The organism is Pseudomonas sp. A6, assembly GCF_052367875.1.
GTDB lineage: Bacteria > Pseudomonadota > Gammaproteobacteria > Pseudomonadales > Pseudomonadaceae > Pseudomonas > Pseudomonas citronellolis.
This window is the reverse complement of record NZ_CP198970.1, coordinates 6401197-6420422: the sequence shown is the minus strand read 5'-3', so window position 1 is coordinate 6420422 and position 19226 is coordinate 6401197. Positions and strand designations below refer to the sequence as shown.

Genomic DNA, 19226 nt, shown 5'->3' with positions numbered 1-19226 from the left:
TCAATTGGCGGCTCTGGCATGGGGCTTGTGGATAATTCGACCGCTGCCATGGCGTGTTACTTGAGAGGCGGTAGGAAAGCTGCCTAAGATGGGCCCGCTTCATGGATAACCAGAATAAATACCATGCACGATCTGACCGACGATGTGGCGCTGATGCGCCCGGTGATCGACGCGCTGCGCGCCAGCGGCAGCGATCCCGACCGTGTGCTCGCCCGGGTTGGCCTGCCGCCGGGCGCCCTGCCGGCCGGGCGCTTCCCGCATAGTGCGCAGAACCTGTTCTGGAAGGCCGCCGCCGAGGAATGCGGCGAGGAGCACGTCGGCCTGTACCTGGCCGGGCACCTGCCGGCCTTCCACGGCCTGCTGCTGGAATACCTGTTCCTCTCCAGCGCCACCTTCGGCGAGGGCCTGCGCCACGCCCTGCGCTACGTGCGCTTGCTCTCCGACACCCTCAACGCCCGCCTGGAAGTGGAGGGCGAGCGCGCCGTGCTGCTGCTCGGCCACAGCGCCGGAACCAACCGGCACTTCCCGGAAATGCTCGCCGGCGCGGTGATCCGCCTGTTCCACGCGCTCACCGAGGGCGACTTCAGGCCCCACGAAGTGGAGCTGATGCACGGCGAGGGCGCCCCTGCCGAACGTTATCGCCAGGTCTATGGCTGCCCGGTGCGCCTGGGGGCAGAGCGCTACGCGCTGGTCTTCGACGCCGCGGTGCTGGACAAGCCCTCGCGCCACGCCGCGCCGGAACTGCTGCGCATGCACGAGTCGCTGGCGCGCCGGCAACTGGCCGAGGTGGAACGCCTGGACCTGGTGCGCAAGGTGCGCGAGCTGATCGGCGAGCTGCTGGTGGACGGCGGCGCCACCCTGGAGCAGGTGGCGGCACGCCTGGACATGCCGGCCCGGCGCCTGCGCGAGCGCCTGGCCATGGCCGGGGTGCGCTTCAACGACCTGGTCACCGACTACCGCTGCCGGCTGGCCAAGGAGCTGCTGCTGAAGACCGACGAGCGTATCGAGGTGATCGTCGAGCGCACCGGGTTCTCAGAGCCGAGTACCTTCTACCGCGCCTTCAAGCGCTGGGTGGGGGAGACGCCGGTGGAGTTCCGCAAGCGCGGGAAGGTTTGAGGGGGGAAGAACCTCGCGACGGGAGGGCATGGCTTTTCGTAGGAGCGAGCTTGCTCGCGAACGCTGTTCTGCCGGTGGCTTTGGTGTTTGTCCTGAAGAGCGCCCTCTCCCCAGCCCTCGGCTGCGCGCCCCGCGGGCCTGTCCGGCGTGGGGCGAAGGTTCGGCATTAACCTTGTAGGAGCGGGCCCTGCCCGCGAATCGCGCGCAGGGCGCGCTCCTACAGGTGGGTTTGGCGTCATCGTGTGGAAGCACGATCGTAGGGGCAACTGTCTTGCGCCGAGGTGCTCTTCGTAGGATGGGTTGAGTTTGCGATACCCATGCTGCCGTGGTGATGGGTATCGCTTCGCTCAACACCATCCTACGAAAAGCCGTGCTTCCCTGGAGGTGCAGGAGCGGATTCATCCGCGATCCCCCCGGCAAAGCCGGCACATCATCGCCACCCTCACGCCCCAAGCAAACTCTGCCCGCAAACCCGCAACACCTGCCCGCTCACCGCCCCGCTGCCCGGCTGGGCGAACCAGGCCACGGCCTCGGCCACGTCCTGGGGCAGGCCGCCCTGGCCCATGGAGTTCATGCGCCGGCCGGCCTCGCGGATGGTCAGGGGGATGGCCGCGGTCATCTGCGTCTCGATGAAGCCCGGGGCCACCGCGTTGATGCTGATGCCCTTCTTGCCCAGGGCCGGGGCCCAGGCCTGGGCCAGGCCGATCAGGCCGGCCTTGCTCACCGCGTAGTTGGTCTGCCCGAGGTTGCCGGCGATGCCGCTGATGGAGGCCAGCAGCACCACGCGGCCGTCGTCGCGCAGCTTGCCGGCGTCGAGCAGGGCCTGGGTGAGCACCTGCGGGGCCTTGAGGTTGACGTCGATCACCGAGTTCCAGAACGCCTCGCTCATCTTCGCCACGGTCTTGTCGCGGGTGATGCCGGCGTTGTGCACCACGATGTCCACGCCTTCGGGCAGCGCTTCCACCAGCTTCTCGCCGGCGTCCGGCGCGCAGATGTCCAGGGCCACGCCTTTGCCGCCCAGGCGCGCGGCCAGGGCGTCGAGGGCGTCCTTGGCCGGCGGCACATCCAGCAACACCACCTCGGCGCCGTCGCGGGCCAGGGTTTCGGCGATGGCCGCGCCAATCCCGCGGGCCGCGCCGGTGACCAGGGCGCGCTTGCCCACCAGTGGGCGGCTCCAGTCCTGCACCTGGCCGGCGTAGGCGGAAAGGCGGATCACCTGGCCGGACACGTAGGCGCTCTTGGGCGAGAGGAAGAAGCGCAGGGCGCCTTCGAGCTGGTCTTCCGCGCCCTTGCCGACGTACAGCAGCTGCACGTTGCCGCCGCGGCGGATCTCCTTGCCCAGGGAGCGGCTGAAGCCCTCCAGGCTGCGCTGCACGCTGGCGGCGACGGGGTCTTTCAGCGATTCCGGGGCGCGCCCGAGGATGACCACGTGGGGGCACAGGTCCAGGCCCTTGAGGGCGGCCTGGAAGAAGTCGCGCAGTTCGATCAGTTGCTCGAAGCCGCTCAGGCCGCTGGCGTCGAACACCATCGCCTTGAGCTTCGGGCCGTGCTCGGCGGTCCAGCGCGGCAGGCCGTACTGGCCTTCCACGGCGGCGTAGACGGCGTCGGTCAGGCGCTGGCTGAAGCCCAGCACGGCCTCGCCCAGGTTGCCCGCCCCGCCCAGCAACAGGGCGCCGTCCACCGGCCGGGTGCGCCCGGCGCTCCAGCGTTCCAGGCGTACCGGCGCGGGCAGGCCGAAGGCGCCGACCAGGCGGCGGCCGACGTTGGAGTTGGCGAAGGCGATGTAGCGATCGGTCATGGACGGGGGCTCCTGCACGGATACTCGAAGTGCCGACCACTCTACGCAGGCACCGGTTCCGCGCAATTGACCGCGCTGACCTGCGCCATGGCGGGGCGGCCAATGCGACGGGACCGGCTAAGGTTAGCCTGTGCGCCAGAACCCGCTCAGCCCGCAAGGAGCCTTGCATGACCCAGACCCGACGGGTCGCCATCGTCGGCGGCAACCGTATTCCCTTCGCCCGCTCCAACACCGTCTACGCCACGGCGAGCAACCAGGAGATGCTGACCTGCGCCCTCGACGGCCTGATCGAGCGCTACAACCTGCACGGCGAACGCCTGGGCGAGGTGGTGGCCGGCGCGGTGCTCAAGCACTCGCGGGACTTCAACCTCACCCGAGAATGCGTGCTGGGCACCCGCCTGGCCCCGCAGACCCCGGCCTACGACGTCCAGCAGGCCTGCGGCACCGGCCTTGAGGCGGCGATCCTGGTGGCCAACAAGATCGCCCTGGGGCAGATCGACTGCGGCATCGCCGGCGGCGTGGACACCACCTCCGACGCGCCCATCGGCGTCAACGAGGGGTTGCGGCGCATCCTGCTGGAGGCCAACCGCGGCAAGTCCAACGGCGACAAGCTCAAGAGCCTGCTGAAGATCCGCCCGCGCCACCTGCTGCCGCACATCCCGAAGAACGGCGAGCCGCGCACCGGGCTGTCCATGGGCGAGCACTGCGAGCTGATGGCGCAGACCTGGCAGATTCCCCGCGACGAGCAGGACAAGCTCGCCTACGAAAGCCACATCAAGCTGGCCGCGGCCTACGCCGAGGGCTGGCAGAGCGACCTGATGACGCCGTTCCGCGGCCTGACCCGCGACCAGAACCTGCGCCCGGACATCAACCTGGAGAAGCTCGGCACCCTCAAGCCGGTGTTCGAGAGGGGCCCGCGCGGCACCCTGACGGCAGCCAACTCCACCCCGCTGACCGACGGTGCATCGGTGGTGCTACTGGCCAGCGAGGACTGGGCCAAGGCACGCGGCCTGCCGATCCTGGCGTATTTGCGCGACGGCGAGGCGGCGGCGGTGAACTTCGTCGGCGAGGGCGCAGAAGGCCTGCTGATGGCCCCGGTCTACGCCGTGCCGCGGCTGCTGGCGCGCAACGGCCTGAGCCTGCAGGATTTCGACTACTACGAGATCCACGAGGCCTTCGCCGCCCAGGTGTTGTGCACCCTCAAGGCCTGGGAGGACGCGGAATACTGCAAGACCCGCCTCGGCCTGGACGCGCCGCTGGGCTCGATCGACCGCAGCAAGCTCAACGTCAAGGGCAGCTCCCTGGCCGCCGGCCATCCCTTCGCCGCCACCGGCGGTCGCATCGTCGCCAACCTGGCCAAGCTGCTGGACGCGGCCGGGAAAGGGCGCGGGCTGATCTCGATTTGCGCGGCGGGCGGGCAAGGTGTGACCGCGATCGTGGAAAAGTAATCCAATACATCGGGCGGCTGTGGCCGGCCCACGATGTAACAGCAACTCCGTGACTTAAGGCGGTGCCGTGCGAGCGGTGCCGCCTCTTTTTTTGCGCGCAGGGTGGGGGCTTTGGCTTTTCGTAGGAGCGAGCTTGCTCGCGAACAGCCTCTCCCGGCAGCGCTATCGTCTCAGGTCGACTCCGTCCCCCTCTCCCCAGCCCTCTCCCTGAAGGGAGAGGGGGCTAGTCCGTGCCGAGAGAGGAAGTGGTTTCAGCCGGAAATCGCCGAGGTTGCCGGCTGACTCCAGAGCATCCAAGCGCTCCGAACAGTCTGTAGTGGTCAACTCATCCCGGACACGGTTTTAAGTTTTTCTTCAGCTTTCGCTGGAGCCAGTCCATCGTTGAACTGATGCGGCCGGATCCAGTTGTAGTGGCCCATCAGGTATTGGCCAATGTCTCGTTGAGCTTGCTGCCCGGTCAGGTAGCCCGTGGTCGGTATCCACTCTGATTTCAAACTGCGAAATACTCGCTCCATCGGTGCATTATCCCAACAGTTGCCTCGGCGGCTCATGCTCTGGCGCATGCGGTAGCGCCACAGTCTCTGGCGGAACTGACGGCTGCCATATTGCGATCCCTGGTCGGAGTGGAACAGGAGTCCTTGAGGCTTTCCACGTTGTTCGTAGGCGACGTCCAGCGCTTTGACCACCAGGTCTCCATCCGGCTTTTCTGATAAGGCCCAACCAACCACTCTGCGTGCATACAGATCCAGGACAACCGCCAGATAGTGCCATTTGCCCTGTGCCCAGACGTAAGTGATGTCTCCACACCAGACCTGATTTGGCGCTTCGACATCAAACGCTCGGTTCAAGGTGTTCGGAATATCTGGCCGCTCCACTGTGGCCTTTTTGTACGCATGTGATCCTGGCTGCTTACTGATCAACGCCAGCTCACGCATCAGGCTGCGGACCTTGAACCGCCCGATTTGCTCACCTTCTTCTTGCATCATTGCCATGATGGTACGGCTGCCGGGCGCACTTCGACCTCGCGTAAACAACTCATTCACTCGACTGCGCAACCGCAGTCGTTCAACGTCCGGAGTTCGCCTTCTGTGACGATGTGCGTAGTAACTTGAGCGAGTGACTTCGAACACTTCGCACAAACAATCAACGGGCTCATGGTCGCTGAGCTGGCGGATCAGCGCGTACGCTCGAGATCTTCCGACATCAAGAGCGCGGTAGCCTTTTTTAGTATCGATTTCTCGCGTTCAAGGCGCGTGATCCGGGCTTCCAACTCTTGGATTTTTTGCTGCTCTGGCGTCAACGCTTTGCTGGCCGGCGTAACGCCGCCGCGCTCCTGCTGAAGCTGATTAACCCATCGGCGTAGGGCCGACTCGACCAAGCCGAGCGAACGGGCCGCTTCGGCATGGCTGTAGCCTTGATCGAGCACCAGGCAGGCAGCTTCGCGCTTGAACTCAGGGGTAAAGGTACGGCGTTGCTTGGTCATCGGACACCTCTCTGTGGCGAGCATTCTCGCCTAAATGGGTGTCCGGGGTTAGTAGACCACTACAGTCCCCTCTCCCTTCAGGGAGAGGGTTAGGGAGAGGGTGCTCTAAAGCCCACCTCCCAAGCCCGCCGGCAAGCACCATTCGCGAGCAAGCTCGCTCCTACGAAAAGCCCTCAGCCCCCAGCCCTCAGCCTTTCATCCCCCCTGCAACATCGCCGGATGCACCCGCCCATCCAGCGCCGTGGACAGCACCAGCGAAGTCTTGCTCGCCCCGTGCTGGGCCAACTGGTCGATCAGCTCTTCCAGCTCGGCGGTGCTGGTCACCGTCACCCGCAGCATCACGCAGGATTCGCCGGTCACCCGGTAGCAGTCGAGCACCTGGGGGATTTCCGTCAGGCGTTGCAGTTGCAGGGCGCCGCGGTGGTCGTTCAGGCGCAGTTCGATCAGGCACTGGATCGGGCGGCCGAGCTTGGTCAGGTCTACGCTGGCGTGGTAGCCGGTGATCACGCCGTCGGCCTCCAGGCGCGCCACGCGGTCGGCCACCGCCGGGGGCGAGAGGTTGATGCGCCGGGCCAGTTCGGCGAAGGACAGGCGGCCGTTTTCCAGCAGGGCGGCGAGCAGTGCGCGGTCGTATTTGTCCATCGGTTTCTCTCGTCTGTCGAATCGATGGCTTTGCGTTTGAAAATCCATCGAAAGAAAAGTGTTCCGCCAGATAATGCGTTTTCTGTGCCTTATAAGGCCTGAAAGCACTTAATAAAATGAGACGCTACGACCCACTTGTCGAGCCCTCTGCCATGTCCGTCATGCCCATGCCCAAAGCCCGCGTTTCGCTGACGCTGATCGCCGCCTTCTTCGCCCTCTATTTCATCTGGGGCTCGACCTACCTGGTGATCCGCATCGGCGTGGAAAGCTGGCCGCCGATGCTCATGGCCGGCTGCCGCTTCGTCATCGCCGGGACGCTGCTGCTGGCCTGGGCGCTGTACCGCGGCGCGCCGCTGCCCAGCGGGCGGCAGTGGCTGAACGCCGGGGCCATCGGCGTGCTCCTGCTCAGCTGCGGCAACGGCGGGGTGACGGTGGCCGAGCACTGGGGCGTGGCTTCGGGCGTGGCCGCCCTGGCTGTGGCTACGGTGCCGCTGTTCACCCTGGTGTTCGCGCGCCTGTTCGGCCAGCGCAACAGCCTGCTGGAGTGGAGCGGCATCGGCCTTGGGCTGTGCGGCATCGTGCTGCTCAACCTCGGCTCCAACCTGCAGGGCAGCCCGGCGGGCGCCGCGCTGATTCTCTTCGCCGCCGCGGCCTGGGCCTTCGGTTCAGTGTGGAGCCGGCGTCTGGACCTGCCGGCCGGGCCCATGGCCAGCGCCTTGGAGATGCTGGTGGGCGGCGCCGCGCTGCTGCTGGGCAGCCAGCTTTCCGGCGAGCACCTGCAGCAGATGCTGGATGTGCGCGGCTGGCTGGCGCTGGGCTACCTGGTGGTGTTCGGTTCGATCATCGCCTTCAGCGCTTACGTCTACCTGCTGGCCAACGTGCGGCCGGCGGCGGCCACCAGCTATGCCTTCGTCAACCCGGCGGTGGCCGTGCTGCTCGGGGTGGCGTTCGCCGGCGAGCACATCGGCTGGCCGGAGGCGCTGGCGATGGCGGTGATCATCGGGGCGGTGGTGTTGATCAGCCTGCCGCAGTGGCGGCGGCGCGAGGCGGCCTGAGCCGGCTCAGTTGATCGGGACGATGCGCACGCGGCTGACGCCGACGCGGTCGGCGCTGTGCCGCAGGTTGGGGATCAGGTTGGGGTCCAGGGGGGCGTCGGTCAGCCCGGTGGGGTCTTCGCCGGTCTCCTGCGCCAGGTGCAGCAGCACCTGGAGCAGGGCGAGGAATTCGTTGGGTTCCTCGGACCACTCGTGGATCAGCCGGCGCGGCTGTTCGCGCAGGCGGTAGTGGATGGCGTAGCGGTGGGTGACGTTCATGGTGGCACCTCTGCAGGCTAAGACACCCCGGAACGTCAAAATTCCCATCACTTTCCCGGACAGCCGACAGGTGGTCATTTTTTCGCCACTCACCGACAGACGTCGCGAAATGGCGGGGTTTCAGATGACGAAAAAGCCGTGGGTGCCATCACGGCCGAGCTGCTCGACCAGGCCGAATTCCCAGTCCAGGTAGCCCTGCATGGCCTCGCGCGGGTTGTCGGTGCCCTCGTAGGGACGGCGGTAGCGGTCGATGCGCGGCGCGGCGAGCAGGCTCTCGCCTTCCTCGGTGGGCAGCCCCGCGGCGACCCAGGCGGCGGTGCCGCCTTCGAGCAGGAACACCGGCTTGCCGCTCAGGGCCTGCACTTCCGGCACGGCGAAGCGCGCCAGCAGGCTGCTGCCGCAGGTGAGCACGTAGCGCTCGGCCGTGCCCAGCTGCGCCAGCGCTTCTTTCAACTGGCTGCGCAGGGCCCAGGCGGCGCCGGGAATGTGGCGTTTCACGTAGTTGGCGCTGGCGGTGAAGTCGAGCACCCGGGTGCCCGGCTCGCGCAGCCACTGGGCCAGGGTCTGCGGGGCGATGGTCTCGGCCTGCGGTTGCTGCGGCAGCGGTGCGGACCAGGCGCCCCGTTCGCTGAAGTCGGCGGCGGACAGGCCGTCCAGCACCGCCACCTCCCAGCCCATCTGCGCCAGCCAGGAAGCGCTCATGTTGGCGCGCGCGCCGTCGTCGTCCACCAGCACCAGGCGCGCGCCGCGCACGCTGGCGACGTGGTCGGTCTCCTGCACCAGCTGGCCGCCGGGAGTGGAGCGCGAGCCGGGCAGGTGGCCGGCCTCGTATTCCTCCGCGGTGCGCACGTCGAACAGGTATGTGGTGCGCGCGCCTTCGGCCTGCCACCGGCGCAGGCCGGCCAGGTCGATGCGCGCCACCCGCGCGCGGTCGGCCACGGCGCGGGCGCGCTGGGCGGCGGCTGCGCGGGTGGCGGCGGAGACTTCGCCGAAGCGCCGCGCCTGGCCGTGTTCCAGTTGCTGGCCGGCGAGGGTCCAGCCGATGGTGCCGTTGCGCAGCGCCGACACCGGGTTGGCGATGCCGGCGTTCACCAGCGACTGGGTGCCGATGATGCTGCGGGTGCGCCCGGCGCAGTTGACGATGACGCGGGTGGCCGGGCTGGGCGCCAGCTCGGCGACGCGCAGCACCAGCTCGGCGCCGGGCACGCTGATGCCGCCGGGGATGCTCATGGTCTGGTATTCGTCGAAGCGGCGGGCGTCCAGCACCACCACGTCGGCCTTGGCATCGAGCAGGGCCTGCACTTGTTCGGCGGCCAGCGACGGGGTGTGGCGCTCGGCTTCCACCAGCTCACCGAAGGCCTTGCTCGGCACGTTGACGTCCTTGAACAGCTCGCCGCCGGCAGCGCGCCAGCCGGCCAGGCCGCCGTCGAGCACGGCCACGTCGCTGTAGCCCAGCGCCAGCAGGCGCTGCGCGGCGACTTCGGCCAGGCCTTCGCCGTCGTCGTAGACGGTGACCGGCGTATCGCGGCGCGGCACGCGGGCGTAGACCTCCAGCTCCAGCTTCGACAGCGGCAGGTAGGCGGCGAACAGCGGGTGCGCCTGGGCGAAGGGGTCTTCCTCGCGCACGTCGAGCAGCGCCAGCTCGCGGCGGGCGAGGAGGGCGGCGCGGAGGTCATGGAAGGTACGGCGGGCGATCTGGCTCATGCGGGGTTCTCTTTCGACAGGTCCCAGATATTGGGCAACTGGCTGTTGGAATAGCCGGAGATGAAGGGCTTCTCTTCACCCTCGGCGGTATAGACGGCACGCCGCACCGCGCCGATGTTGGCGCCGTAGACGTGGATGCTGATGGACGGCCGGTCGGCGAAGGCGTTGCTGACCTGGTGGATGTCGCCGATGCGCGGCGACACCGCCTCCACCTCGCCCGGCTCCAGGCGCAGCGCCGCGCCGGCCGGCTGCAGGCTGCCGTCGGCGGCGAAGGCGAAGGGCTGCGAGTATTCGGCGCCGCGCAGCATGCCGATCAGGCCCCAGACGCGGTGGTCGTGCACCGGCGTGCGCTGGCCCGGACCCCAGACGAAGCTGACCACCGAGAAGCGCTGCTGCGAGTCGGCGTGCAGCAGGTACTGCTGGTAGCGCTGCGCGTCGGGCTGGGCGCAGGCCTCGGGCAGCCAGTCGTCATGGCGCACCAGCTCGGCCAGCAGCGGGCGGGCGCTGGCGAGCAGGGTGGCTTCGTCGGGATGTTCGTCGAGCAGGCTGGCCAGGTCGCCGATGAACTGGCGCAGGCGGTCGAAACGCAGGGGGGCGGACATGCGGCGTATTCACTCCGGAAGGTTCTGGCTGTACGGTAGCAAACGCGTTTTTATTCCTGAAATGCATTTTGAATCTAAGCTAATATGCGAGAAATGCAATTGGTGCCAGCCCCATGAAGATCGACGACATCGACGCCTTCGTCGCGGTGATCCGCAACGCCTCCCTGAGCCAGGCCGCCGAGAGCCTGGGCCTGACGCAGTCGGCCATCACCCGCCGGATACAGAGCCTGGAGGAAGCCCTGGGCGTGGAACTGCTGGACCGCAACACCAAGCCGCTCAAGCCCACCGCCGCCGGCCTGCGCGTCTACGAGCAGTGCCGCCGGGTGCTGCGCGAGGTGGACGGGCTGCGCGAACTGGTGGCCAGCGACACCGCGCCCAGCGGCGTGCTGCGCCTGGGCGTGCCGCAGAGCATCGGCGAGGTGGTGCTGCTGGAAGCGCTGCGGCGCCTGGCCGGCGAGTACCCGGAGCTGCGCGCCCAGGTCAGCAGCGGCTGGGGCAGCCACCTGCTGGCGCGGCTGGAGAACGCCGAGCTGGACGCGGCGGTGGTGCTGTTCCCGCCGAGCAAGGTGTTCCCCGACGACCTCGGCGCCACGCCGCTGGGCCGCGTGGAGCTGTGCGTGGTGGCCGCCCGCGACAACGACGTGCAGGCCCGCCGTCTGCTCGACTGCTACCAGCACGGCTGGGTGCTCAACCCCGACGGCTGCGGCTTCCGCGCCGGCCTGCAGCGCGCCCTGGCCGACCAGGGGTTGGGCTTGCAGCTGAACCTGGAGACCTTCGGTAGCGAGCTGCAGTTGGGTCTGGTTGCCGAGGGGCGTGGCCTCGGGTTGGTGCCGGCGCCGGCTCTTGCGCGCAGCCGTTATCGGGAGCAGCTGCGGGTGTTGCAGCTGGAGGATTTCCAGCCGCTGATCCAGCTCTGGCTGGTGCGGCCGCGCTTGCTGGGCAACCTGGAGGCGCCGGCGCGGTTGTTCGGCGATGCGGTGGCTGATGGGTTGGATATGCGGGTGGGGTGAGTCTTACTCATTCGCCCCCTGTAGGAGCGAGCTTGCTCGCGAACAGACTCTCCCGGCAGCGCTGTCGTCTCAGGTCGACTCCGTCCCCTCTCCCCAGCCCTCGGCTGCGCGCCCCGCCCTGAAGGGAGAGGGGGCTTGTCCGTGCCGAGAGAGGAAGTGGTTTCAGCCGGAAACCGCGGGGGTTGCCGGCTGACGCCATAACATCAAACCCTGCCCAACGGTCCCCTCTCCCTTCAGGGAGAGGGTTAGGGAGAGGGCGCTCTCATGCCTGATACCGGCATGACCGGGAAACTCTGTTCGCGAGCAAGCTCGCTCCTACAAAAGCAAAAAACCTCCCCCGCGCAACTTGGCCAACCCTGAATATGCGTAATTAGCATATTAGAATATGCCAAAAATGAATTTCCATCATGAAGTGCTTGCCTATAGCTTCTAAGAACAACGTCCATCAAGACGTTTTTCTTATAACGAAAGCCGCCGCCCTTATGCAGCGGCCCAGGCGAGGGCAACACAGTGAGCGTGGAAATTCTCGGCATGATCACCGCCACCCCGAGTTCCGAGGTGGACCAGCCGCTGGGGGAGGCGGTGGACGCCGGTTTCGTCCGGCGCTTCGCCCAGGCCCATGAGGACGCCGGCTTCGACCGCGTGCTGGTGGGCTACTTCAGCAATGCCGCCGAGGGCGCCGTGGTCAGTTCCTTCGTCGCCGCCGCCACCCGGCGCCTGGGTATCCTGCTGGCCTACCGGCCCGGGGTGATCGCACCGCCGCTGGCCGCGCGCCAGCTCGCCACCCTCGACCAGTTCAGCGACGGCCGCCTCGCCCTGAACGTGGTCAGCGGCGGCAACGACGAAGACCTGGCGCGCGACGGCGACTACCTCGACCACGACCGCCGCTACGCCCGCACCGACGAATACCTCGACGCCCTGCGGCGCATCTGGACCGCCGAGGCCCCGGTGGACTTCGCCGGCGAGTTCTACCGCTTCCAGGGCGCCTCGCCGGCCGTGCGCCCGCGGCAGAAGCCGCACATCCCGATCTACTTCAGCGGCTCCTCCGACGCCGCCATCGAGGTCGCCGCCAGGCACGCCGACACCTACATGCTCTGGGGCGAGCCGCTGGCCGCCGTCGACGGCCACATCCGCCGGGTGCGCGCCGCCGCCCGGGCCCAGGGCCGCGAACCGCGCTTCTCGGTGTCGTTCCGGCCGATAGTCGCCGACACCGAGGAAGCCGCCTGGAAGCGCGCCGCCGAGGTGCTCGAACAGGTGCGCGAGAACCGTGAGCGCCTGGGCCTGCCGCTGCACGACCACCAGCCGCAGAACGTCGGCTCGCAACGCCTGCTGGCCGCCGCGCAACAAGGTGACGTGCTCGACACCCGGCTGTGGACCGGCGTGGCCCGGCTGACCGGCGCGCGCTGGAACTCCACCGCCCTGGTCGGCACTCCCGAGCAGGTCGCCGCCGCCCTGGGCGAGTACTACCGCCTGGGCGTTTCCACCTTCCTGATCCGTGGCTTCGACCCGCTCGGCGACGCCGTGCGCTACGGCCAGGGCCTGATTCCCGCCATTCACGACCACATCGCCCGCCTGCCGCAACTGCGCCGCGCCGGCTGAGGAGCCCCACCGATGAACCTGAAACGACGCCTGCGCGCCACCTTCGCCGCGCTGCTGCTGGGCGCGCCCCTGGCCCAGGCCGCCGACCTGCCGACGCTGCGCGTGGGCGACCAGAACTACTACAACGTGCGCGCCTCCATGGAGGCCTCCGGGGTGCTCGAAGGCGCGCCCTACACGGTCGACTGGAAGCACTTCCAGTCCGCCGCGCCCGTGGCCGAAGGGCTGCAGGCCGGGGCGCTGGACCTGGGCTTCCTCGGCGATTCCGGGTTCATCTTCCTGGCCGCCAAGGGCGCGCCGGTGAAGCTCATCGGCGTGTCGCGGCAGAACCCCGACACCATCGCCCTGCTGGTGCCCAAGGACTCGCCGGTGCAGAGCATCGCCGACCTCAAGGGCAAGAAGGTCGCCTACTGGCCCGGCGCCTGGAGCCAGCAACTGACCCTGCGCGCGCTGGAGAAGGCCGGCCTGCCCAGCGACTACGTCGACTTCGTCAAGCTGATGCCCATCGACGCCGCCGCCGCCCTGCCGCGCGGCAGCATCGACGCCTTCCCGGTGTGGGAACCGTACATCTCGCAGCAGATCGTGTTCTCCGGCGCGCGCCCGATCCTCACCGCCCGCGACCTGATGCCGGGGCTGTCGAGCATCGCCGCCAACGCCGCCTCCATCGAGCCCAAGCGCGCGCAGATCGCCGACTTCCTCGGCCGCCTGCAGAAGGCCCGGGCCTGGGTCGAGGCGCACAAGGAGCAGTACGCCGACATCTGGGCGAAGAAGGCCAACCTCGACCCGGCCGTGTCGCGTCACTGGATCGGCCAGGCCGGCATGAGCGTCGGCCCGGTGGACGCCCAGGCCGCCGCCGACTACCAGGGCACCGCCGATTTCCTGCTGCAGACCGGCGCGCTGCCCAAGGCCTTCGACACCGCCAGCGTGATCGACCCCTCCTTCGCCAACGCCTTCCACTGAGCACAGGACGCAACCCCATGAGCATCCAGTTCCTCGGCATGATCGGCCACCGCCTGGCCTCCGAGACCATCGCCCCGGCCGGCCCGATCCTCGACAAGCAGTACATCGCCGCCTTCGCCCGCGCCCACGAGGAGGCCGGCTTCGACCGCATCCTGGTCGGCTACTGGTCCGATCAGCCGGACGGCTTCCTGGTGGCCGCCACCGCCGGCCTGGCCACTTCCAGGATCAACTTCCTGCTGGCGCACCGCCCCGGCTTCGTCGCCCCGACCCTGGCCGCGCGCAAGCTGGCGACCCTCGAACACCTGCTCGACGGGCGCCTGGCGGTGCACATCATCAGCGGCGGCAGCGACGCCGACCAGCGCAAGGACGGCGACTACCTCGACCACGACCAGCGCTACGCCCGCAGCGACGAGTTCATCGAAGTGCTCAAGCGCACCTGGACCAGCGCCGAGCCCTTCGACTTCCACGGCGAGCACTACCGCGTGGAGCAGGCCTTCTCGGCTATCCGCCCGCAGCAGAAGCCGCACATCCCGGTGTATTTCGGCGGCTCCTCGGAGGCGGCGCTGAAGGTCGCCGGCAGGCAGGCCGACGTGTTCATGCTCTGGGGCGAGCCCCTGGCCCAGGCCGCCGAGACCATCGCCGCGGTGCGCGAGCAGGCTCGGCAGAACGGCCGCGAGGTGGAGTTCAGCCTGTCGTTCCGGCCCATTCTCGGGCGCACCGAGGAAGAGGCCTGGGCCAGGGCCGAGGCGATCCGCGCGACCGCCAGCCAGCGCCTGGGCGAGGCCGGCTTCCCCAAGGGCAAGCCGCAGAGCGTCGGCGCCCAGCGCCTGCTCAAGGCGGTGGAGCAGGGCGACCGCGTCGACGAACGCCTGTGGACCGGCATCGCCAAGCTGGTCGGCGGCGGGCACAACTCCACCGCGCTGGTCGGCACCCCGGAGCAGGTCGCCGATGCGCTGCTGGCCTACTACGACCTGGGCGTGCGCAGCATCCTCATCCGTGGTTTCGACCCGCTCAACGACGCCGTGGAATACGGCCGCGAGCTGATCCCGCTGACCCGCGCCAAGGTCGCCGAGCGCGAGCGCCGGCGTGCCACGGCCTGAACCCATGGCCAATTTGCAGACCCCGCCGCTGGCGCTCAACGACCTGCTGCCGGCGCTCACCCGGCAACTGGCCGAGAGCGCCGAGGCCTACGACCGCAGCGGCGACTTCCCCCATGCCAACCTCGCCCTGTTGCAGCACTTCGGCCTGCTCGGCCTGGCCCTGCCGCAGGCGCTCGGCGGCCCCGGCGCCGGCCTCGGCGAACTGCGCCGGGTGGTCGGCGCCGTGGCCCGTGGCGAACCCTCCACCGCGCTGGTGCTGTGCATGCAGTACCTGCACCTGCGGCGCCTGGCCGACAACCCCGGCTGGCCCGAAGCGCTGAAGCGCCGCGTGGCCCGCGAGGCGCTGGAGCAGGGCGCGCTGATCAACAGCCTGCGGGTGGAGCCGGAGCTGGGCTCGCCCTCGCGCGGCGGCCTGCCGCAAACCGTGGCGCGGCGTGACGGCGAGTGCTGGCGGCTGTCCGGGCACAAGCTCTACACCACCGGCATTCCCGGGCTGACCTGGCTGGCGGTGTGGGCGCGCAGCGACGAGCCGACGCCGCGCGTGGGCGCCTGGCTGGTGCGCCGCGACAGCCCCGGCATCCGCATCGTGGAAAGCTGGGACCACCTGGGCATGCGCGCCACCGGCAGCCACGAGGTGATCTTCGAAGACGTGCCGGTGCCGCTGGAACACGCCGTCGGCCTCTACCCCCACGACCAGCCGCCGGCGCCGGACGAAGCGGTGCTGCGCGACTTCGCCCAGGCCAGCGCGGCGCTGCTTGGCGCGCTCTACGACGGCATCGCCGGTGCCGCCCGCGACTGGCTGCTGGGCTGGCTGCGCGAGCGCGTGCCGGCCAGCCTCGGCGCGCCCCTGGCCAGCCTGCCGCGGGTGCAGGAAGCGCTGGGCGCCATCGACGGCCTGCTGCTGCAGAACCGCCTGCTGCTCGACGCCGCCTGCCGCGAGCGGCTGAGCGCCAGCGAGGCGGGACTGATCAAGGTCGCCGTCACCGACAACGCGGTGACGGTGGTCGAGAAGGCCCTGGAGCTGAGCGGCAACCACGGCCTGAGCCGGCACAACCCGCTGCAGCGCCACTACCGCGACGTGCTCTGCGGGCGCGTGCACACCCCGCAGAAGGACAGCGTCTGGATCGCGGCGGGGAGGGCGGCGCTGAGTCCCTGAGCCCGCGCGATCACCCGACAACAACGACGGCAATATCGGCGACCGCACCGGCGGAACGGATAGCCCCAAGACAACCCCTGGCTTCCGTGCGAAGCCGCCTGGAGATTGCCCCATGAAACGAACCCTGCGTGTTTTCGCCGGCCTGCTGGCCGCGACCTTGCTGGCCGGCGCCGCCAGCGCCGCCGAACCCGTCACCCTGCGCCTGGGCGACGTGAAGGGCGACCGCTACGCCTCGCTGCGCGCCTCCGGCGAGCTGGACAACCTGCCGTACAAGCTGGAGATGTCCGCCTTCCCCTCCGGCGCCCCGGTGCTCGAAGCGCTGAACGCCGGCGCCCTGGACATCGGCTTCACCGGCGACATCCCGTTCCTCTTCGTCTACGCCGCCGGCGCGCCGCTCAAGGCCGTGGGCGCCTGGCACTTCAACCCGGCGACCGTGGCGCTGGTGGTGGGCAAGGATTCGCCGATCCACTCGGTGGCCGAGCTCAAGGGCAAGCGCATCGCCGTCAACCGCGGCGGCTGGGGCCACTTCATGGCCCTGGGCGCGCTGCGCCGCGCCGGGCTCAAGCCCGAGGACGTGACCTTCTCCTTCCTCGGCCCGGTGGACGGCCGCGCCGCCCTGGTGCGCGGCTCGGTGGACGCCTGGGTGCCCTGGGAGCCCTACACCTCCAGCGCCGTGCTGCTCGACCAGGCGCGGGTGATCGACAACGGCGACGGCATCATGACCGGCTACTCCTACGCCCTGGCCAGCGACGCCGCCATCGCCGGCAAGAAGGCCGCCATCAGCGACCTGTTGACGCGCCTGGCGCGCGCCCAGGTCTGGGCCCTGCAGCATCCGGACGCCTTCGCCGCGGCGCTGGCCAAGGACCTGAACATGCCCCGGGAGGTGACGCGCCGCTGGGTGGGCGAGGCGCGCATCAGCCCCATCGTGTTCGATGCGAACATCGCCGCCACGCTGCAGAAGGCCGCCGACTTCTTCCACGGCGAGGGCGTGCTGCCCAAGGCGCTGGACGTCGCCCCGGCGTTCGATTTCAGCCTGTCCGCCGGCGCCGCCGAGGTGGCCCGCCAGCTGTCTGCCGACCTCACAGTCGGCCAGCGTTGAGGAGCCCCGCCATGCGCAAGATCCTCAGCCTGTTCCTGCTGCTGTGCCTGGCCGCCGGCCAGGCCCTCGCCGCCGAGCGCGCGACCCTGCGCCTGGCCGACCAGAAGGGCAACATGCGTGCCCAGCTGGACGCCGCCGGCGCGCTCAAGGGCCTGGCCTACGACATCCAGTGGTTCGAATTCCCCGCCGCCGCGCCCCTGGCCGAAGCGCTCAACGCCGGCGCGGTGGATGCCGGCATCATCGGCGATGCACCCCTGCTCTTCGCCCTGGCTGCTGGCGCCCAGGTGAAGGCCATCGCGGTGGACAAGTCCGACCCCTACGGCACCGCCGTGATCGTCCGCGGCGACTCGCCGCTGCATTCGGCGGCGGACCTCAAGGGCAAGCGCATCGCCACCGGGCGCGGCTCCATCGGCCACTTCGTGGCGCTCAAGGCGTTGGCTTCGGCAGGCCTGAGCGAGAAGGACGTGGAACTGCGCTTCCTCGGCCCGGTGGACGCGAAGATGGCCCTGGCCAACGGCTCGGTGGACGCCTGGGCGACCTGGGAGCCCTACACCGCGCTCTCGGAGACCGCCGACAAGGCGCGGGTGCTGGTCAACGGCCGCGGCCTGTGGGCCGGCAACAGCTTCCTCGCCGCCACCGACAGCGCCCTGGCCGACCCGGCGAAACGCGCCGCCCTGCAGGACTACCTGCAACGCCTGGCCGGCGCCCAGCGCTGGGCCTACGCGCACCTGGACGAGTATTCGCGCAGCCTGGCGAAGATCATCGGCTTCCCCGAGGACGCCGCGCGCCTGCAGTTCGAGCGCCGGCAACTGCGCTGGCAGGCGCTGGACGCGCAGACCCTCGCCCAGCAGCAGGAGACCGCGGATTTCTACCAGGCCCATGGGCTGATCCCGCAGCGCCTGGACGTGCAGCCGACCTTCGCCGCGGGCTTCGCGGTGGAGCAGGGGCCGGCCGTTGGCCAACGGCAGCCCTGACGGTTCTCAGCTAAGGCAAAAAGGTTATTTAACCTTGCCGCACTGCTTGGATATGGTTCTAAGTGCCGCCCCGGCCGCGCCTCGCGCGCGGCGCAACGGGGCGCCGCCGAACCCCTTCGCTTCAGTCTTCCCGCGCGCCATTCGCCCAGGCACTGATCCCGTCGTCCCGAGGTGCCCATGAGCGTCGCCCCGCCCCGGCTGGCTCCCGCCGAGCCGTTCCCCCAGCCCGCCGTCGCCGGCCCCGCCGCCTGGGCCCGCGCCCTGCGCGAATCCGGGTTGCTGCGGCTGTCGCTGCCGGCCCAGCTGGGCGGCGCCGGCAGCCCCTGGCGCGAGGTCCTGCAGGTTCTGCGCGACCTCTGCGAGCGCGACGGCGGCCTGGCCCGGCTGTTCGCCGTGCACCACCTGCAACTGACCCGCGTGCGCCTGCTCGGCAGCCGCGAACAGCTGCAGCGCCTGTTGCACCTGAGCCTGCTGCGCGAGCCGCTGTGGGGCGCCCTGGGCGAGGACGATGGCCAACTGCTGCGGGCCGAGGAACACCTGCGCGGCGGCTTCCGCGTCAACGGCGCGCAATGGGATGCCTTCACCGCCGAGGCGGCCGACTGGCTGCTGCTGCGCGCCTGGCACGCGCCCAGCGGCGACTTCCTGCTGGCTGCGCTGCCCAGCGCGCGGGCCGGCCTTGCGCTGCGCGCCGGCGCCCACTGCCAGGGCCTGCGCCTGCACCCGGAGGACATCCTGCTGCCGCCGGGCCTGGCGGCCACGCCGCGGCGCGTGCTCGGCGACGGCCTGGCGCAGCTGCTGCAGGCCAACGTCGCCCTGGGCCTGGCGTTGCAGGCCGCGGACAGCCTGGACCTGCCCGAGGCCTCGGAGCTGTCGCGGCTGCTCGGCCTGGGCCTGGTGCTCAGCGAGCAGGCCGCCCGGCAGTTGGACGAGGACATCGAGGCGGGCGCGGCGCTGGCCTTCGGTCGCGCCAGCCACTTCTCCAACCTCGCCGCCCAGGCCCTGGCGGTGGCCCGCCAGGCGGCCCAGGCCAGCCTCCGCGCGGAGGGCGTGAGGGCCCGGCTGCTGGGGGCTGCGCACTGATGGCGGGATGAATCCGCGCGGTATTAGTTAAGAACTAAAAATTATTTATTTCTGATTTTTTATAGCTGTAATCTTCACTTCACCGGACCACCGGACTCATCCAGAACACCTGACACCAGTCCCGTGGTCCGTCCTCGCTCTGCAG

General features: G+C 69.4%; 17 protein-coding genes. 11 read left to right on the top strand and 6 right to left on the bottom strand.

What is annotated here, in order from left to right:
* The first annotated feature begins 123 nt into the window (after positions 1-123).
* Entirely contained in the window at positions 124-1116 is a 993-nt protein-coding gene (locus ACTWJ5_RS28290) for an AraC family transcriptional regulator (protein ID WP_043268798.1), read from the top strand.
* Positions 1117-1558: 442 nt separating this feature from the next.
* On the opposite strand, the gene ACTWJ5_RS28285 is transcribed toward ACTWJ5_RS28290, so the two are convergent.
* A complete protein-coding gene (locus tag ACTWJ5_RS28285) occupies positions 1559-2914 on the bottom strand; it encodes a 3-oxoacyl-ACP reductase (protein ID WP_301501227.1) in 1356 nt (451 codons plus the stop codon).
* Between the two features lie 167 nt (positions 2915-3081).
* On the opposite strand from ACTWJ5_RS28285, the gene ACTWJ5_RS28280 reads away from it, so the two are divergent.
* Positions 3082-4362, top strand: a complete 1281-nt coding sequence (locus tag ACTWJ5_RS28280; RefSeq protein ID WP_074982866.1) for an acetyl-CoA C-acetyltransferase — start codon at positions 3082-3084, stop codon at positions 4360-4362.
* A gap of 320 nt (positions 4363-4682) precedes the next feature.
* Here the strand turns inward: ACTWJ5_RS28280 and ACTWJ5_RS28275 are convergent.
* Positions 4683-5845, bottom strand: a protein-coding gene (locus tag ACTWJ5_RS28275) for an IS3 family transposase (RefSeq protein ID WP_112302876.1) whose coding sequence is annotated in 2 segments (ribosomal slippage) — positions 4683-5590 and positions 5590-5845 — 1164 coding nt in all. Because the reading frame shifts where the segments join, the coding sequence is not laid out codon by codon here.
* Between the two features lie 195 nt (positions 5846-6040).
* Positions 6041-6487, bottom strand: coding sequence for an Lrp/AsnC family transcriptional regulator (locus ACTWJ5_RS28270; protein WP_009613218.1), 447 nt, complete (start codon positions 6485-6487; stop codon positions 6041-6043).
* Between the two features lie 167 nt (positions 6488-6654).
* On the opposite strand from ACTWJ5_RS28270, the gene yedA reads away from it, so the two are divergent.
* Positions 6655-7542, top strand: a complete 888-nt coding sequence (gene yedA, locus ACTWJ5_RS28265) for a drug/metabolite exporter YedA (RefSeq protein ID WP_444439675.1) — start codon at positions 6655-6657, stop codon at positions 7540-7542.
* A gap of 6 nt (positions 7543-7548) precedes the next feature.
* Here yedA and ACTWJ5_RS28260 read toward each other — a convergent pair whose 3' ends face one another.
* From ACTWJ5_RS28260 to ACTWJ5_RS28250, 3 genes are all read right to left on the bottom strand, one after another.
* Positions 7549-7800, bottom strand: coding sequence for a hypothetical protein (locus ACTWJ5_RS28260; protein WP_074982868.1), 252 nt, complete (start codon positions 7798-7800; stop codon positions 7549-7551).
* 120 nt (positions 7801-7920) lie between these two features.
* Complete coding sequence (locus ACTWJ5_RS28255) at positions 7921-9504, bottom strand: rhodanese homology domain-containing protein (protein ID WP_444436990.1); 1584 nt, start codon at positions 9502-9504, stop codon at positions 7921-7923.
* Positions 9501-10106, bottom strand: coding sequence for a 3-mercaptopropionate dioxygenase (locus tag ACTWJ5_RS28250; protein ID WP_043268807.1), 606 nt, complete (start codon positions 10104-10106; stop codon positions 9501-9503). Before ACTWJ5_RS28250 ends, ACTWJ5_RS28255 begins: the two co-directional genes overlap by 4 nt.
* 113 nt (positions 10107-10219) lie before the next feature.
* Here ACTWJ5_RS28250 and ACTWJ5_RS28245 point away from each other — a divergent pair, with 113 nt between their 5' ends.
* The 8 genes from ACTWJ5_RS28245 to ACTWJ5_RS28210 all read left to right on the top strand — a co-directional run bounded on the left by ACTWJ5_RS28245 (position 10220) and on the right by ACTWJ5_RS28210 (position 19081).
* Positions 10220-11116 carry a LysR family transcriptional regulator gene (locus ACTWJ5_RS28245; protein ID WP_444436989.1) on the top strand — a complete coding sequence of 299 codons (897 nt, stop codon included), beginning with the start codon at positions 10220-10222 and terminating at the stop codon, positions 11114-11116.
* Positions 11117-11647: 531 nt separating this feature from the next.
* Complete coding sequence (locus tag ACTWJ5_RS28240) at positions 11648-12715, top strand: LLM class flavin-dependent oxidoreductase (RefSeq protein ID WP_444436988.1); 1068 nt, start codon at positions 11648-11650, stop codon at positions 12713-12715.
* A gap of 12 nt (positions 12716-12727) precedes the next feature.
* Positions 12728-13672 (top strand): ABC transporter substrate-binding protein, encoded by a 945-nt coding sequence (locus tag ACTWJ5_RS28235; RefSeq protein ID WP_253412243.1) that lies wholly within the window; start codon positions 12728-12730, stop codon positions 13670-13672.
* A 17-nt stretch (positions 13673-13689) separates the two neighbouring features.
* Positions 13690-14772: an LLM class flavin-dependent oxidoreductase gene (locus tag ACTWJ5_RS28230; protein ID WP_058488300.1), complete on the top strand. Its 1083-nt coding sequence runs from the start codon at positions 13690-13692 to the stop codon at positions 14770-14772.
* 4 nt (positions 14773-14776) lie between these two features.
* The gene (locus ACTWJ5_RS28225) at positions 14777-15928 is read left to right on the top strand and encodes an acyl-CoA dehydrogenase family protein (protein ID WP_444436987.1); all 1152 of its coding nucleotides are present in this window, start codon (positions 14777-14779) and stop codon (positions 15926-15928) included.
* Positions 15929-16040: 112 nt separating this feature from the next.
* The gene (locus ACTWJ5_RS28220; protein WP_444436986.1) at positions 16041-17027 is read left to right on the top strand and encodes an aliphatic sulfonate ABC transporter substrate-binding protein; all 987 of its coding nucleotides are present in this window, start codon (positions 16041-16043) and stop codon (positions 17025-17027) included.
* Between the two features lie 11 nt (positions 17028-17038).
* Positions 17039-18001, top strand: coding sequence for an ABC transporter substrate-binding protein (locus ACTWJ5_RS28215; protein WP_444436985.1), 963 nt, complete (start codon positions 17039-17041; stop codon positions 17999-18001).
* A 177-nt stretch (positions 18002-18178) separates the two neighbouring features.
* A complete protein-coding gene (locus ACTWJ5_RS28210) occupies positions 18179-19081 on the top strand; it encodes an acyl-CoA dehydrogenase family protein (RefSeq protein WP_444436984.1) in 903 nt (300 codons plus the stop codon).
* Positions 19082-19226: the final 145 nt, after the last annotated feature.